At 53.3% G+C, this 17,294-nt stretch carries 13 protein-coding genes; 5 read left to right on the forward strand and 8 right to left on the reverse strand.

Features of this window, described 5'->3' with window-relative positions; genetic code table 11:
* The first annotated feature begins 100 nt into the window (after positions 1-100).
* From FDW88_RS06585 to FDW88_RS06595, 3 genes are read left to right on the forward strand one after another with little or no spacing between them, the layout of a single operon-like run.
* On the forward strand, positions 101-1,411 hold the full coding sequence (locus tag FDW88_RS06585; protein ID WP_137362250.1) for an SrfA family protein: 1,311 nt from the start codon (positions 101-103) through the stop codon (positions 1,409-1,411).
* Positions 1,412-1,415: 4 nt separating this feature from the next.
* The gene (locus FDW88_RS06590) at positions 1,416-4,397 is read left to right on the forward strand and encodes a virulence factor SrfB (protein ID WP_137362251.1); all 2,982 of its coding nucleotides are present in this window, start codon (positions 1,416-1,418) and stop codon (positions 4,395-4,397) included.
* On the forward strand, positions 4,394-6,553 hold the full coding sequence (locus FDW88_RS06595; RefSeq protein WP_137362252.1) for a virulence factor SrfC family protein: 2,160 nt from the start codon (positions 4,394-4,396) through the stop codon (positions 6,551-6,553). The genes FDW88_RS06590 and FDW88_RS06595 overlap by 4 nt, the downstream gene beginning before the upstream one ends.
* Positions 6,554-6,561: 8 nt before the next feature.
* Here FDW88_RS06595 and FDW88_RS06600 read toward each other — a convergent pair whose 3' ends face one another.
* The gene (locus FDW88_RS06600) at positions 6,562-6,735 is read right to left on the reverse strand and encodes a GhoT/OrtT family toxin (protein ID WP_096756988.1); all 174 of its coding nucleotides are present in this window, start codon (positions 6,733-6,735) and stop codon (positions 6,562-6,564) included.
* A 192-nt stretch (positions 6,736-6,927) separates the two neighbouring features.
* Between FDW88_RS06600 and yncL the strand changes: the two genes are divergently transcribed.
* A complete protein-coding gene (gene yncL, locus FDW88_RS06605) occupies positions 6,928-7,023 on the forward strand; it encodes a stress response membrane protein YncL (protein WP_115258458.1) in 96 nt (31 codons plus the stop codon).
* 224 nt (positions 7,024-7,247) lie between these two features.
* Here the strand turns inward: yncL and FDW88_RS06610 are convergent, their stop codons facing one another.
* Positions 7,248-8,978, reverse strand: a complete 1,731-nt coding sequence (locus FDW88_RS06610; protein WP_117342821.1) for a SulP family inorganic anion transporter — start codon at positions 8,976-8,978, stop codon at positions 7,248-7,250.
* A 389-nt stretch (positions 8,979-9,367) separates the two neighbouring features.
* On the reverse strand, positions 9,368-10,234 hold the full coding sequence (locus tag FDW88_RS06615) for an arylamine N-acetyltransferase (RefSeq protein ID WP_137362253.1): 867 nt from the start codon (positions 10,232-10,234) through the stop codon (positions 9,368-9,370).
* A gap of 243 nt (positions 10,235-10,477) precedes the next feature.
* Between FDW88_RS06615 and FDW88_RS06620 the strand changes: the two genes are divergently transcribed.
* Positions 10,478-11,392: a LysR family transcriptional regulator gene (locus tag FDW88_RS06620; RefSeq protein WP_137362254.1), complete on the forward strand. Its 915-nt coding sequence runs from the start codon at positions 10,478-10,480 to the stop codon at positions 11,390-11,392.
* A 313-nt stretch (positions 11,393-11,705) separates the two neighbouring features.
* Here FDW88_RS06620 and patD read toward each other — a convergent pair whose 3' ends face one another.
* From patD to ydcS, 5 genes are read right to left on the reverse strand one after another with little or no spacing between them, the layout of a single operon-like run.
* On the reverse strand, positions 11,706-13,133 hold the full coding sequence (gene patD / locus FDW88_RS06625; RefSeq protein ID WP_137362255.1) for an aminobutyraldehyde dehydrogenase: 1,428 nt from the start codon (positions 13,131-13,133) through the stop codon (positions 11,706-11,708).
* A gap of 21 nt (positions 13,134-13,154) precedes the next feature.
* On the reverse strand, positions 13,155-13,961 hold the full coding sequence (locus FDW88_RS06630) for an ABC transporter permease (RefSeq protein WP_137362256.1): 807 nt from the start codon (positions 13,959-13,961) through the stop codon (positions 13,155-13,157).
* Positions 13,951-14,895: an ABC transporter permease gene (locus FDW88_RS06635; RefSeq protein WP_096756980.1), complete on the reverse strand. Its 945-nt coding sequence runs from the start codon at positions 14,893-14,895 to the stop codon at positions 13,951-13,953. Before FDW88_RS06635 ends, FDW88_RS06630 begins: the two co-directional genes overlap by 11 nt.
* Positions 14,896-15,912: an ABC transporter ATP-binding protein gene (locus FDW88_RS06640; protein ID WP_137362257.1), complete on the reverse strand. Its 1,017-nt coding sequence runs from the start codon at positions 15,910-15,912 to the stop codon at positions 14,896-14,898. It lies immediately after the preceding gene.
* Positions 15,913-15,928: 16 nt separating this feature from the next.
* Entirely contained in the window at positions 15,929-17,074 is a 1,146-nt protein-coding gene (ydcS, locus tag FDW88_RS06645; protein WP_117342825.1) for a putative ABC transporter substrate-binding protein YdcS, read from the reverse strand.
* Positions 17,075-17,294 lie beyond the last annotated feature (220 nt).

Genomic DNA, 17,294 nt, shown 5'->3' on the forward strand with positions numbered 1-17,294 from the left:
CTATGCCATGAAAATTCGCCCCTTTTTGCCTCTCTTCCACCGTTTGCTCGCGTTTATAAGCCATAAAGTAGATGTGTGAAGAAGTCTAAGGGATAACAACGTGGCAAAAACTCTCTTGCGCAGCGGCAATTTGGATGACTATCAGGCCGTGGGCGGCGGTGGTCAGGCCGTTTTTGATTCAGCATTGCAAATTCGTGAAACGCTTCGTCTTCGAAAACAGCAGGCCATGGCCGATTGTCTGGCGATCCCGCAAGTCAATGATAATGGCGATCGGGTTGACTGGTATTCCCCGATTGAAGGACAAGCCGTCGCCTGGAAAGCCGCAGATGAAGACGCACGCTTTCGGGCATTACGCTATCTGGCCAGCACGCTGGACAGCGCGGCGACTCTCAGTCGTAAAAGCCTGCAATCGGGTAAAACCTCGCTGCAATTGTTTGGTTCTCTGCTGGAAAAGGCCGTTCAGTTTCCTGGGGAAAATTACGTTTTTCTGGTTGATGGCAAACCGGTGATAACGTTCTGGGGATTCGTCAATCTGAACGAAAATACGCGTGACGATGTGCTCGACTGCTTGCGGATTGCCGATGTTCCTCCGGTCATGCCCGCACCGCAAGCCGAACCTGAAGAAGATATGGTCGTCCCGGAAATCACCTTTGCCGAAGCCGATGCGCCTTTACTGACGCCGGTCGTGGAAACACCCAAGCCCGCAGAACCTGAACCGCAGCCCCCGGTCATCGTAAATGAACCCGAGGCCTCACCACCGCCCGTATTGCCAACACCTGCGCGTAAACTGCCGCTGTGGAGCCTGCCGGTTGCCGCGGTCATTATTGCCGCTATCGTTGGACCGTTACTGTGGAAACAGCAGGCGACACGCCCTGCGCCCGCGCTGCAGCCGATTGAGGTTGCGAGGGTCGACATCAAGCCGCTACCCGTACTGACACCTTCGCTGCCGCTGCATCGCGCGGAAGTTGTCCCGGTGGTAAAAAAAGAGAAGCCTGCCGAGGGGCCGGTGGTGATTGCCGCGATCCCGAAAGATGCGCTGGTCATGGACGCGAACCAGATGAAGGTCGGCACCACCCGCTTCCTCAACGGTAACTGGCGCGTGATGGTCGACATCAAAGATCCGGTCAGCGGTAAAGCGCCCTCGCTGCGTTATCAGATCCAGACCAATAAAGGCACTGCGCGAGTCGTCCACGGCGACAACGTGGTGTGTCGTGCGGAGATTTTCTCCGGTCTGCACCAGTCGGGTGAATTAATGATTAAAAGTCGAGGGAACGCGCGTTGTACGGACGGCTCGCGTTATCCGATGCCGGAAATCACCTGTAAAGCGGGAACCAACGACGTAGCCGCCTGTACCGCACGTTATGACGATCACGCGGAGATCCCCATGACCATCAAAAAGATAGGTGCCTGATTTTATGTTGGTGAATCTGTGTGATTACAAACAGAGCGTGACGCTCATCGCCAATAGCGGCGTACAGTTTCTGGATTTTGGCCTGACGCCGCAGGAATCCGCGCATCACGGGCGCTTTGTGCGCAAAACGGCCAACGGCCCGCTGCTGCGACTGGATTTCGACCTGACAACGGGCCGCTATACGTTACCAGGTAGCACTGGCGGGCAACCCGAAGTGGTCAAGCCAGAAAGCACCCAGACATTACATTATTCACTGGACGTGCTCGACGGCGTCTGGCTGCCGCTGCCATTCCTGCGCTTTAACCCGCCGCGCACGTTTGTCGAAGGCCCGGATAACTGGGCACGCGTACAGGTGCGCAAGCTGGCACAACCGGACAGTGCGGGCAACACGCACCGTGTGACCGTGGCGCTGGACAGCCAGTTAACCGAGCATGCCCCCGCCGTATTGACGCCAAATGAAAACGATTTGCTCAACGGCACGCGATTTGCGCTGGCCTGGCACGATAAAGAAATCACTGATTTTCTCGACCAGACGTGGATTGACGGCTGGCTGCGCGAGTCTTTTTTGCACTATGTGACGCAACAAGAAAACCGCGCCGAACAAGAGATCCAGCTCGCGCTGCGAAATTTCGAATATCAGGCGCACTGGCTGAATGTGCTGACCCTGTTAGGCGAGCAGCTTGCCATTCCGGAAGTAAAGCTGGTGACGCACACCCTTAGCACCCCGGCCATTCCCGTCGATCTGATCTTGGATATCGGCAATACCCATACCTGCGGCGTATTGATTGAAGATCACGGTGACGCCAATGACGGGCTACGCCAGACGGCAGAATTACAGGTCCGTTCATTAAGCGAGCCGCAATACCTCAACGATCCGCTGTTCACCAGCCGACTGGAGTTTTCCGAGGCGCGTTTTGGGAAACAGCACTTTTCCGTGGAGAGCGGTCGTGACGATGCCTTCATCTGGCCGTCGATCGTTCGTGTCGGCGATGAAGCCCGCAAACTGGCCATGCAGCGCGTCGGCACCGAAGGCAGCAGCGGGATCTCCAGCCCGCGTCGGTATCTGTGGGATGAAACACCGGTGTTGCACGACTGGCGCTTTAGCCAGATGAATGGCAAAACTCAGCGCGAACCGCTGGCAACTGCCTTCCCGCTGATGAATCTGATGAACGATGATGGCCAACCGCTGTTTAGCCTGCCGCAGGATGACCGGCTGCCGGTATTCTCACCGCAGTACAGTCGCAGCACGCTGATGACTCATATGCTGTGCGAAGTTCTGGCGCAGGCGCTGGGGCAAATTAACAGCGTGGCGACACGCCTGCGCCTTGGTTTTCCGGCCTCGCCTCGCCAGCTGCGTACGCTGATCTTGACCCTGCCGTCGGCGATGCCAAAACAAGAGCGTGAGATCTTCCGCCTGCGCATGTTTGAGGCTATTGCATTAGTGTGGAAAGCGATGGGCTGGCATCCGCAGGATGACGATTTTACCACCCGCAAGCAGCAGGAAAAAAGCGTGGTCCCCGTCCCTGAGATCCAGATGGAATGGGATGAAGCCAGCTGTGGGCAGCTGGTTTGGCTATACAATGAAGCGATTTCACACTACGACGGGCACACCGAATCGTTCTTCAACGCCCTCGCCCGCCCGGACCGCCTTCCGGAACCGGGTGAAGTCAACGGTCGCGCCCTGCGTGTGGCATCAATCGACATTGGCGGCGGCACCACGGATATGGCCGTGGTCCATTATCAATTAGATGATGGCGTGGGGGCGAATGTCAAAATCACGCCGCATCTGCTGTTTCGTGAAGGATTCAAGGTTGCCGGGGATGACTTGCTGCTCGATGTTATCCAACGCTGCGTGCTACCCGCCCTGCAAACCCGCTTACAACAGGCGGGGGTTACCGACGCCGCCGCCCTGCTGGCCACGCTGTTTGGCGACTCCGGGCGCATCGACACCCAGGCGATTTTACGCCAGCAAACGGCGTTACAGCTGTTTATGCCGCTCGGGCATGCGGTGCTCTCAGCGTGGGAGCAAAGCGATGTTAACGACCCGGTAGCGGGGCTACATGCCACCTTTGGTGAACTGCTGGCCCAGCCGCCAACGCGCAACGTGATGAACTATATCCAGCAGGCCATCGATCATGCGTTGCCTGCGGGTTCACCGGTTTTTGACGTGCTAAGCGTGCCGCTGCAGGTGCAGTTCAGGCCATTACAGGAAGCCTTACTGGCCGGGCAGTTTACCCTGACCTCTCCGCTGCACGCCGTGTGTGAAGCCATCTCGCACTATCGTTGCGACATTTTACTGGTAACCGGCAGACCCGCCTGTTTACCAGGCGTACAGGCGCTGATTCGTCATCTGCAACCCGTTCCGGTTAATCGTATGATTTGGATGGACAGCTACCGTGTGCATGAGTGGTATCCGTTTAGCCAGCAAGGGCGCATTGGCAATCCGAAGTCCACCGCCGCCGTGGGCGCCATGCTGTGCAGCCTGGCGCTGGATTTGCGTCTGCCGCGTTTTAACTTTAAAGCCGCCGATATCGGCGCGTACTCGACGGTACGCTATCTCGGCGTGTTAGATAACACGGTTAATACGCTGCGCGATGAGAATATCTGGTATCACGATATCGACCTCGACAAGCCAGGCGCAAAGCTGGACGCGCGCCTGAATTTCCCGCTGCGTGGCAATGTGACGTTAGGTTTCCGCCAACTGGAGAACAGCCGCTGGCCCGCCACCCCGCTGTATACGCTCAGTATCAACTCTGCTGAGCTGGCGAAAACCATCGCCGGTGATGGCGTATTAAATGTGCGTCTGCAATTACGTGGCGGTAGCAAAGAGACCGGCCCGGAATACTTCGTCCTCAGCGATGCCTGGCTGCAGGATGGCACACCCGTTGCTGCTAACGCCTTAACCTTAAAACTGAATACGCTGGCAGACCGCCGCCACAGCGGCAGCCATTACTGGATTGATAGCGGGAGTGTGTACCTGAAATGAGCAAGACGTTAAACACCGCACAGGCCGCCATCGAATGGGTAACGGACGTGCGTGCACGCGCGGCACGCCTGGATGATGAAGCAGATTCCCTGCTGGCTCAGCTCACGTTAGCCGCGGTCAATGAAACCGCGCTCAATGAGACATTCGCCGCGCCGGGTTGTGTGGGATTGTACGGCCACTCACAGGCGGCGAAAGCGCATTTGCTCTGCGCATTGTGCAGCGATTCGGGTGGCAAACTGAACATCATCACGCCGGATCGCAGCATCGATTACTTTACGCACATTAACCCCGGCCATGCGCCAACCAACATGGCTATTCGCTTCACCCGCGACGAAACCCCATTGGACAGCGCATGGCCGCTGCGCCTGCGGTTGATGAGCGAGGCGGAGCTGGTTCAGCTGTTTATCGCCCAGTTCTGTGCGTTACCTGACAACCGTCAGGTTGAAAAAGCGATCATTGAGACGCGGTTAGAAAAATGGCAGACGCTGCGCCAGCGCCATCCTGTGCCGGGGATCTGCGCACAAGACGTGGCCACCATCGCACGTTTCTGGCGTTCTCGTGTTCCCTCAAACCAGCAGCAAATTGACGATGCGCTGTGGCACCAGTTTGCCATGCTGCTTCCGGCACTGGATCTCACCACCCGGGCACATGCCTGGGCATTACTGTGGGGAGAACAGCCAGAACTCACGCAGCAGTTTCTGGCACTGGCGCATACGCTGCAGCAAACCGGGCATGCCAAAGAATTAGCTGCGCCGTTTAGCCTGCTGGTCGACCATTTCGGCTTGCCCGCCGAAAGCTTTCTCACTCAGGCGGCACTGGCCGGGAACGACGCGCTAAGTGATGTGGTGGTGCATCCCATTGCCGACAATCAGTTGCTTAATGCGGTCAGCCTGTCACTGGAATCACTGGCGCTGTTGACCCGCGAACTGGTACTGACGGTAGAAGACGCGGTGCTGGAGAGCACGGACCTGCTGGATATCCCCCTGGCACCGGATGCGCATCCACACCCGCTATGGCAAGCAAAATTAGGCTGGATGCTGGAGCATTACCGCCAGTGTCTGCAACCCGATGTGTTAGTCATCTGCAACGCGGTATCCACCCGTTCGCAGACGCCGACCGTCACCCGCACACTACTCGGTTGGATCAACGATACCCAACCGCTGCACGATGCTGCGTTACCGGGCGTGGTGTGGGCCATTACCCCACAGGATGCACGTTTTAGCACCCAGCAGAACCTCGATGAAGCCGTTCAGCAATTACTGGGCAAACCCGGACTGCACTGGGGCACGCTGCAGGCGCTGGATAAGCACAGTTTACAGCGGCTGGTTGAATGGTTGTCGCAGGCCACTTCGCCCGCTCAGCGTCAGGCTCGGTTTATCTCTCTGCACGAGCAAATCCAGCAGCGAATTCGCGCCACGTTAATGAGCTGGCTACACACGGATGACGAGACGACCGGGGCGAGTGAATCACTTATTCGCCAGTTGCAAGCTCAGGCGGCAAAACATGGCGAGCTGCTGGAGGGACTACTGCCGCCTATGCGCAGCGTGGAATCGTTGTTACGTATTCAACAACCGCGTGAGGAGCAGGTTAGCGGCTTATTTAATGATACGATCGACCTGTTTGCTGACGCGCGAGATACGTCTCACCCGCAAGAGAGTGAAGAGACCGGATACCTGGCGCATAAAATGTGGATCAACCATGTGCGCCAGTGGTGTCGTAATGAGAATAACGCGCGTCGCCTGCACCTGGAGCCGGAAACTTTAAGGCAGGTTGCTGACATCCTGGTGACCACCAGTTACCGGCTGGAGATGCCGCAACGCCTGCACGCTATTATGCAGCGCGAGAACGTCTGCGCAGCGCAGCTGCACGCGGATATCGGTGATTTTATTACCTGGCTTGGGTTTGCTCGCGTTGCCGAGGAACAGCGCCCTGCCAGCAGGATCCTAAAAGGTGCCGCTATCTTTAGCGCCCCGCCGCAACAACCGATGCGTCGACTGGCAAAACTGGACGAGCAACCTCGGCATGGTGCCAGCCGATACGTGTATGACTGGTTGGTTGCCCTGTACACCCGCGCCAATGAAAACGTCGGCTATCAGCATCCGCTGGACGTGACTGACGCTGACAGGTTGCGATTAATCGCGCTGCTAAAGGCCTGACGACGTCATTAGAAAAGAGAAAACAGGAGTGCGACGGGAAAGCTCATCGGCCACGTCGCCCCGACTAATACCGCGCTGAGAAAGCGAATACGCTTTTTATCGCGCGATAGAAACCAGGTGATGATAGCCGCGATGGCGGCCATTACCGCATAAAAAACCAGCATGTTTTGGTACAAAGACATTTAGGGCATCCGGGCCAGAAGGGAAAATCGCGCGCAATATGCTCTTTTTTATGACACACATCAAGTTTTATTCATTTTTTTAAGAAAACTGGCGAGAAAACAACCGTTCTCCGTAATGTTCAGATTTCGTACTATTGCGGATAGTTTTAACCCGTACTATACCCATAAGGGTTAAATCGAAAGGTGGCAAAAATGAATGTTTCCAGTAAAACCGTAGTACTGATAAATCTCTTTGCTGCTGTAGGACTTTTCAGCCTGATATCCGCAAGGTTTGGCTGGTTTGCTTGATGTGACTCTTGTTGATTAATTGCAGCGTCTGCTGGCAGAGAGAACATTCTCTCTGCCATTGATGTGCGATCTTCCCACTGCTTCACCTGCCAGTAAATTATACTTAGTGTGTAATAGCCCTAACCTTTCTGCGGTAATGAGATAACGAATCCCGGCATGCTTTGCCCCCTAAGCGGCCCCGTATGAAGTGGTCTACTGAATTTGGACCCCTTTCAGGAATTGTGTCACTGGGATGGTACATCACCGTCTGATTCGCCCTCACCCGCACTCTCTTTGCTTTGAATGAACCGGAGTGCCAAATAGAGGTCTGGAGCCAGAAGCATGTCATCATCATTCATTGTTGGTCGGCTTTCTTTAAACCAGCGTGTTAATTCCGTTTTCCGGCCCGCAAGGATTAACGTAATCTGTCGACTTTTCAGGTCACGCTTTAACTCATTAATGGTGGCCAGGACACTTATATCTGAATAGGTGAAGCAGGCAACGGCATCAATAACCACCCATTTAGGTTGTAATGTTGTACCATCAACTAAGTTCAATACCCGACGTTTAAAATAAGCCACATTAAAATAGGTCAACGGGGAGTTAAATCGATACATCAACACGCCCGGAACCATTTTAATATCGGTTGAATTACCTAATGAGTGAATCATTCCATTTTCGTCAGTTCCCAGTAAGTGCTCAGAAGGACGAAAGACTGTACGCAGGAACTGTAACAGACCGAGCAACACGGCAAGCCCGATTCCCTGGATTACACCGATAATTAACACACAGCCAAAGGTGAAGAAGGCCAAACGAAATGCCTGTTTATTTCTTCGCCTCAGGTTCCATAGCCCACGTAAATCAATCAATGACCACGAGGCATACATTAGAACAATACCTAATGCAGAAACCGGAATAAACTGTAATGGCTGAGTAAAAAATACGACTATGATACCGATGAGTAAGGCTGCGACCACGGAAACCAGCTGACTTTTCCCCCCAGTTGAATCATTAACAGCGGTTCGGGAATCGGCTCCACTGATAGCAAACCCCTGAGATAATCCAGACATGAGATTCGCAATACCCAGAGCTCTAAACTCAGCATCAGCATTAATGTCATAGCCATTTTTCGCGGCGAAACTACGGGCGGTCAGCATAAGACTGACAAAACTGACCAAAGCCAGGTTCAGCGCCGGGATCACTAAATCACGCATCAGACCTGGCTGGAACGCCGCCCAGTTAACGACGGGTAAACCAGGCTGAAAACCGTCCCCCCCAATAGTGGTAATCCCATGATTTTGTGCTGATGTTCCCCATACCAGCGCCGTTGTTATCACAATGGCAATCAACGGTGCTGGCCAGTGGCTGCGATACGTTTTGATAACCATTAAAATAACTAACGTTAAAAGTGATAGTCCTAAGGTTAATAAATGGCTGTCTGCGATTCGGCCTGGCAAGGCAATTATTTTTTCAATAACCTGCGCCTCATCAAGTGTGATCCCTAAAACCTTACCTAATTGCCCGACAATAATCGTCACGGCTACGCCATTAAGCAAACCAGTAAGAATGGGATGAGAAAGCAGATCGGCAAGTGCGCCCAGGCGAAATTTACTGGCAAGCAGGCACCATCCGCCCATCATCAATGTCATGATGATCGTCAGTTGCCAGTGCAGTTCGGGATTACCTGCAGAGAGGGGAAACACGACGGCCGCAATCACCGCGCAGGTTGTAGCATCAGGGCCAACAATAAGCTGACGTGAAGAACCAAACAGTGCATAAGCGATCATCGGTAAAACGCAGGAATACAGCCCTACGATTGCCCCAACACCCGCCAACTCAGCGTAAGCAATAGCAACGGGTAGTGCGACAGCCGCAACAGATAACCCGGCTTTAACATCATGTTTTAGCCAGCTTTTATCGTAGGCTAATAAATTTTGTAAACCAGGCATGTAATTTAAAAAAAATTTTCCGAACACTTTATTCTCCGGATATTGTTCTTACCCACGCAATGTTGGCACACTTCTGAGTGTGGTTCTGGTTATCTAATGCTCCCGGAATGAGGCCGCCACCGTTCAGGCCCTAATAACCTCAACCATCTTATTATTCTGACTGGTGTTAAACATAGTTCAAAACCGACCGTGCCTTCTGATCCCAAAAATTGTCCGCTGAGTGCCAGCAGCGGACATTAAGCATGGATTTATGTAGGGGAAAGTGCGATTAGTGCAGTTGCAATATTAATAAGATTTCGCTCGCTGCCGAATAATGAGCAAATCCAGTATACGATTGTTGGTACTCCGCTCAATGATACTGCTCCGGCCGATAACATCAACGTATGTATCGGGCCGGTCGTCAACAACTTGCTGTTTTACGTACTTTCGCGAGTCTGGACCCATTCTTCATGGATCTTCTGTACTTTAACCCACAGTTTTTTTAGCGATATCTCAGGAACGTTTTCGAAAGTCAGACCGAATTCTTCATCAAGCACTTCCTGCCACTCGGGTAAAGACGTTGAGATGTGAGTCGTAACGACTTCGCCATCGGTTTTTGTTAAAACGCAACCTCGCAGTATCGTTTTGCCGTGTGGCTTCCGGAGTTGTGCAGTAACAACTTTTGCATATCCGGATTCAGGGGAATGCATATTAAAGTGATGACGGTCTACGAAATCACTCATAGAAGCGGGTTGCTCAGCCATATTCACGCCTGCGATCCAGCACGATGGATCGGCAATGAGATACCAATCGCCCACGCCGTCCTTGTCCATGGCTTCCATGCCAAACTGCATCGAGTCCTGGTTAACGGTAGTATTCATCAGAGGCATTTGCTCATGAAGCGCATCGCCAAGACCGACATCCACCCACCATCTCCCGTTGGGATTATTTTCACTCGGCAACCCCTCAGCGATGATAGCTGCATGGTTTTCCAGTTTTATATGCTCAGGGCCTTCAGCGCCGTGGACGTTTGCTGGGTGAATACTCACACGATAACCAAGGTGGGTGAGTAGCGTATGTAAGCCGCCATTGAGCTGAAAACAATAACCACCTCGTCGGGTTGTTGCCGCTCTTCTGAAACTTTCCATGGCGTCAATTCCCCAATCCTGACCAAGGTGGATCCAGAATGTTTCGTAAGGGATCCGCTCTACATGAGCTTGATGTAAACGGGTAAGTGCCTCAATGGAGGGTTTTTCTGCGTCAAGGCCAAGGCGAGCCAGATAGGCTTTTACTAAATCGTTCATGTTAATGTCATATTCCTAAGTCTGTGCATGTTGCATTTTCATTTTTGAGAGTTTATCAGCGGGAGGGTTTGGAACTTTAAAAAGGACTGATGGCGTCAGATAGATTCTAAACCTGCTCCAGGTAATACATTTTCTCTATAATTACGGGCATTGCTAACTGAAAGTGGCTGTATTTTAATATCCACATTCAGTACTGTGTAGCGTCTAAATTGAGAATGATGTTTTCATATTTGAGAGGAGTCGATGGACTTAAATGCCTTAAAGATGTTTGTTCTGACAGCCCGCTGCGGTAGCCTTTCTGCAGCCGCGCGGGAAAACAACATACCGCTTCCGACGCTAAGCCGTAGGATCGCTGAACTTGAGCATGAGCTGGATATTGTTCTGCTAGAACGCACTGTGAAAGGTTGCAGAGCAACAGAGGCGGGTAAAAAATTGCTGGATCAGGCCAGTTCGGCTATTGATACGCTTAATGATGCCGAGCAGTTCCTCACCACTGCCGATTCCCGCATTACAGGCCGATTACGCCTGACAATGCCTCAATCACTTGAACCGTGGTGGGAAATCATCAGGCAGTTTCAGCGTATATATCCGGGTATTGCCATTAACGTTTATACGACTGAACGTCGAGTGGATTTAGTTTCTGAAGGTATTGATGTCGCGCTGAGAGTTGGAAGCATCTCTGATGATGATGTCGTTGCGAGCCATCTCATGGATTTCAGGCATATTCTGGTCGCCAGCCCGGCGCTTTTTCAGGGCAGTGAGCCCCCCAAAGAGCCATCAGACCTGATGAAGTATCCCTGTGCCGCCTGGGGTTCGGTGATAGGCGCGCGTCCGGTGTGGATGCTCGGTGAACATACCTACGATGTTCCAGCGACCTTCATCGTCAATGATTATCTTCATTTGCGCTCTGGAGCCCTTGCTGGCGACTACATTACTGAGTTACCCGCTTTTTTTGCTGCGGAATACATTAATAGTGGAAAACTGATTGAGGTTTTACCCCAGACACGTTTGCCCTACTCATCATTGCATCTGGTTTATAAAAAACACCGACATGTTTCCACGGCGGCCAGAGCCTACATAGAATTCTGTAAGGCTAATGTACACATACTAAAAGAAAAAAGCCGCGTACCCTCAGATGATGAAAGTATGTATCCATGAATTTGAATTATCAGTCAGATAGCCCATGTAGGTAAGGCGGTGACCGATTCACGCGGTGAGTTCAAGGGGTAGATGCAACGCTATCCTTAATCGAAGGGATGTTGCCATGAAACCCAGATATCGGGCATCAGCGAAGTGATGTTCATTAAGAGAACGGAACGCGACTCCAATGTATGTAAATTAGCCTGACCTCGCGGATATTTCCAACTTACCGCCGTCCGATGGCGACGAGGCCAGTGGCGCGCATAGTATAGACACCCTTCTACCAGTAATTAGCTATCCGTGCGTCTATGGCCATGCGCGGGTACTGATTTTACTCGTGTTTAATCATCACATGGCGGATAACAGTGTAATCCTCGAGTCCGTAAACCGACATGTCCTTACCGTAACCGGAGAGTTTTTGCCCGCCGTGCGGCATTTCGCTCACCAACGTGAAGTGGGTGTTGACCCAGGTACAGCCGTACTGCAAGCGGGCGCTGAGGCGATGGGCACGACCGACGTCTCGCGTCCAGACCGAAGATGCCAGCCCGTATTTTGAATCGTTAGCCCATGCCAGGACCTGAGCCTCATCATCAAACTGGGTGATGCTGACCACCGGGCCGAAGACTTCCCGCTGAACGATAGCATCGTCCTGCTTCGCGCCCGCCAGCAGCGTTGGGGCAAAATAGTAGCCTGCACCCTCTACTTTTTTACCGCCAGTGATGACTTTGATGTGCCCGAGCGCTTTGGCCTCATCCACCGCTTTGGTGATGCGATCCAAATGAGCCTGAGAGCTTACCGGCCCCAACTCTGTTGATTCATCATTCGGTGAACCGGTTTTCAGGCTGGCGACCGCCGCACCCAATTTTTCGACCAGCGCGTCGTAAATGCCTTTCTGCGCGTAAATGCGACAGGCTGCGGTGCAATCCTGCCCGGCGTTGTAATAACCGAACGTGCGTACGCCGCTCACCACCGCATCGAGATCGGCATCATCAAAAATAATAACCGGGGCCTTGCCGCCCAACTCCATATGCGTGCGCTTAATCGATGGCGCAGTATGCCCAATGATGTGTTCACCGGTAGCAATAGAGCCGGTCAGTGAAACCATGCGCACTTTTTCATGACCGGTCAGCGGATCGCCCACGGTTTTACCACGGCCAAACAGCACGTTAATCACGCCTGCCGGGAAAATATCTTTCGCCAACTCCGCCAGCTTCAGTGCCGTTAATGGGGTAATTTCGGATGGTTTAATCACCACGCAGTTACCTGCCGCCAGCGCCGGTGCCAGTTTCCACGCGGCCATCATCAGCGGATAGTTCCACGGTGCGATAGACGCCACCACCCCCAGCGGATCGCGACGGATCATGGACGTATGCCCTTCCAGATACTCCCCGGCCGCCAGGCCGTTGAGCGTACGTGCGGCACCGGCAAAGAAGCGGAAAACATCCACAATCGCCGGAATTTCATCATTTAGCACGCAGTGAAAAGGCTTACCGCAATTCAAGGATTCCAGCTCAGCAAATATCTGCGCGTTTTCGGCGATAGTGTCCGCCAGCTTCAGTAACAGCTCTGAACGCACTTTCGGTGTGGTTTGCCCCCAGCTGGCAAAAGCCTCGTCGGCGGCACGGACGGCTGCATCAACCTGCACGGTTGACGCCTCGGCAATTTCCAGGATCACGTCACCGGTAGCAGGGTTATAGACCGGCTGCTTTTCACCTTCACCGTTGACCAGTTCGCCGTTAATCAGTAATTGATGTTGCATAGCAATTTCCCATATTGTCGTTTATTTACCGTTTCCGGCGAGAGTGTCGCCTTCACGCGTCAGCCACCAGGCCCCTAAAATCGGCAGTGTTGTGACCGCCATCACCAGCAATGCCACTACGTTGGTCACAGGGACATCACGCGGACGTCCCAGTTGATTGAGTAGCCACAGCGGAAGTGTTCTTTCGTGTCCGGCCGTGAACGTTGTTACGATGATTTCATCAAACGACAACGCAAACGCCAGCATGCCTCCGGCCAACATCGCCGACGCAAGATTCGGCAGCACCACATAGCGGAAGGTTTGCCAGCCGTTCGCCCCCAGGTCCATTGACGCTTCAACCAGACTCCATGATGTGCGACGAAAACGGGCCACAACGTTGTTAAATACCACTACCACACAAAACGTCGCATGCCCCACCACGATGGTCAGGAAGCCGGGTTCCAGATTGATGGTTTTAAATGCAGTCAGCAGTGCCAGACCGGTGATAATACCCGGTAGCGCAATAGGCAACAGCAGCAACAGCGATATTGCGTTCTTGCCAAAGAAATCCCGCCGCCACAGGGCCGCCGCCGCCAGCGTTCCTAGCACCAGTGCGATGGCCGTCGACAGCGCGGCGATCTTAAGTGACAGTGTCACTGATTCCAAAATATCGCTACGCTGTGCCGCCACGCTAAACCACCGTAGCGTAAGTCCCTGCGGTGGAAAGCTAAAAGCGGCTTCCTCGGTATTAAACGCATAGGCGGCGATGATGAGGATGGGAAAGTGCAGGAAAATCACGCCACCCCATGCGGCCAGTTTGAGTAAAAACGGTGCGCGTTCAGAGTGCATCAAACGCTCCCAGACGCTTCACGAACGCCAGATACAGTGCGATTAATACAATCGGCACCAGGGTGAATGCCGCCGCCATTGGCATGTTGCCGATAGCACCTTGTTGCGAATAGACCATGTTGCCGATGAAAAAACCCGGCGGCCCCACCAGTTGCGGCACAATAAAATCACCCAGCGTCAGCGAGAAGGTAAAGATTGAACCCGCAGCAATACCGGGGATAGCCAGCGGCAGCACTACATAGCGGAATGTCTGACGCGGGCGGGCGCCCAAATCCGCCGAAGCCTGCAGCAATGACGGCGGTAACCGTTCCAGCGCAGCCTGTACCGGCAGGATCATAAAAGGTAGCCAGATGTAGACGAAAACCAGAAAACGCCCTAATCCTGACGTCGACAGCGTATTCCCGCCCACGGCTGGCAGCGTCAGAAACGCGGTCAGGATCGGCTCCAGCCCGAGATGGGTTAAAAACCACTGCGCCACGCCGTCTTTAGCCAACAGCAACGTCCACGCGTAGGCTTTGACGATATAGCTGGCCCACATTGGCAACATGACGGCGATGTAAAAAAAGGCTTTCATCTTGCCGCTGGTGTAACGCGCCATATACCACGCCATCGGAAACGCCAGAATGGCGCTGGCAATAGTCACCGCTATTGCCATGGTCAACGTGCGTAAAATGATGTCGTAATTCGCCGGGTTAAACAGCGCCTGCAGATTCGCCAGCGTCAGATCTGGCGTAACGGACATGGTGAAATCGTCAAAGGTATAAAACCCTTGCCACAGTAATGTCAGCAATGAGCCAAAGTAGACGACACCAAACCACATCAGCGGTCCGAGCAGCAGTAAAAACAGCCCCAGCCCCGGATTACGCCAGAAATAACCTGAGATTTTGTTCAACCTGGTGGTCTGGGGAGGTGAATGTAAAACGTTCATCGCCATTCACCTCTCCTCAACCAGCGGGACCATCACGTCACGTGACCACGAGGCCATGACCTGCTGACCCGGCGACAGCGTTGACGGCAGCATTTCTCCCGTCAGGTTCGCCTGGCTTACCAGCAACTTTTCGCCACCAGCCAGTTTTAGCTCAAACCGCGTCGCGGCCCCCTGATACTGCACCGCCTGAATAACGCCCGGCGCCTGCACTTCTGCGCCAGGATCATTCAAGCGAATGTGTTCCGGGCGCAGAGAGAACATTCCCTGCAGGCCGCAGACATTCGCCGACATGGCGGTATCAAAGACGTTGGATGTCCCGACAAAGCTCGCCACAAACGGCGTGCGTGGGCGCATATAGAGTTCACGGGGAGAGTCCACTTGCTCAATGCGGCCGTTATTAAACACCGCCACGCGATCGGACATCGACAGCGCCTCACCCTGATCGTGGGTAACAAAAATGAAGGTGATGCCCAGCGCCTGCTGTAGTTTTTTCAATTCCAACTGCATCTGTTCACGCAGTTTAAGATCCAGCGCCCCAAGCGGTTCATCCAACAGCAGCACGCGTGGTTCATTAACCAGTGCGCGGGCGATCGCCACGCGCTGGCGCTGTCCACCGGAAAGCTGCGACGGTTTACGCTCATAAACGAAGCCGAGCGCCACCTTCTCCAGCGCTTCTCGCGCTTTGGCATGGCGCTGTTTTTTATCCATCCCTTTGACCATCAACCCATAGGCCACGTTATCGAGGATCGACATATGCGGAAACAACGCGTAATCCTGAAATACCGTGTTGACGTCCCGCTCCCAGGGCGGCAACTCGCTGGCCTGCTTGCCAAAAATGCTAATTGCGCCGCCTGACAGCTGTTCAAAACCAGCTATCAGGCGCAGACAGGTTGTTTTGCCAGAGCCGGATGGCCCCAGCATAGAGAAAAACTCACCATCGTTAATCGCAATACTGACACCATCGACGGCACGAACATCCCCGTACAATCGCGAGACATTGTTAAATTCCACTGCGTACGTCATAAAACCCCCAGCGGAATCAGCGACCGCCCATAATGGCTATGTAATCTTGCGTCCAGCGACTGTAAGGAACGAACTTGCCCCCTTCGGCGATCGGCGTTTTCCAGAAGGCGATTTTGTCGAAATAGCTATAGCCATTGGTTTCACATCCTTTTTCACCCAGCAGCGGGCTGGCTTTGCATCCCTCAGGCACGACCGGCAGCGATCCAAACCAGGCGGCAACGTCGCCCTGCACTTTCGGTGTTAATGACCAGTTCATCCATTTGTAAGCACAGACCGGATGTTTTGCTTCGCTGTGCAGCATGGTGGTATCCGCCCAACCGGTAACCCCCTCTTTTGGGAAGACGGTGGCGACAGGTTGCCCTTCAGCCTTCAGGGCGTTAGCCTGATAAGGCCATGCGCTGGAAGCGACAACACCTTCGTTTTTAAAATCACTCATTTGCACGGTGGTGTCATGCCAGTAGCGATGGATCAGACTATGCTGATCTCTCAGGACCTTAATGACGGCCTGATACTGTTTCTCGGTCAGCTGATAGGGGTCGGTAATGCCCAGTTGTGGTTGGGTGGCTTTAACAAATAACGCCGCATCGGCGATATAAATCGGACCGTCGTAAGCCTGGACGCGCCCTTTATTGCTTTTGCCGTCTTCCAGGGTTTGCGCTACAAACACCACTTTCCAGCTATCCGGCGGCGTTGGGAAGGTCTTGGTGTTGTACATCAGCAGGTTTGGCCCCCACTGATACGGTGTGCCGTACACTTTTCCCCCGACATTAAACCATTCGCCGTTGACTACACGCGGATCGATGATTTTCCAGTTCGGAATAAGTGCAGTATTAATAGGTTGAACACGTTTCCCCATAATTAAACGCAGTGACGCGTCACCGGATGCCGTGACCAGGTCATATCCGCCTTTTGCCATCAGGCTAACCATTTCGTCTGAGGTGGCCGCCGTTTTCACATTCACCGCGCAGCCCGTTTCCTTCTCAAACTGTGAGACCCAGTCATATTGTTTATCCGTTTGGCCACGTTCGATATACCCCGGCCAGGCAATAATATCCAGGCGTCCTTCTGGTTTATCTAATGATGTTGGGGGTTCAGCTGCGTGGGCGGTCATCAGTGTCATACTGAGCGCACACAGGCTCGTGAGGGCAAATTGCTTGCTCATAACGTCTTACTCCTGTCGAAAAAAAATAATGAGCGGCAGCCTTGCCGTAAATATATGTTCTTTCCTAAAAGTAGTCGGGGTGTTGGCAGCGTTCCTGCTGGCGCAAGGAAATTTAATCAGGTTGTGAGCTAACGCTCATTACGCTGTCAGTTATTGCAACGTTATTTAATCTTCTGGAGTATAGACAACGAGTTAGGGAAGGTGCGAACAAGTTCCTGAT

The organism is Citrobacter sp. wls829 (assembly GCF_005280825.1).
Taxonomy (GTDB): Bacteria; Pseudomonadota; Gammaproteobacteria; order Enterobacterales; family Enterobacteriaceae; genus Citrobacter; species Citrobacter gillenii.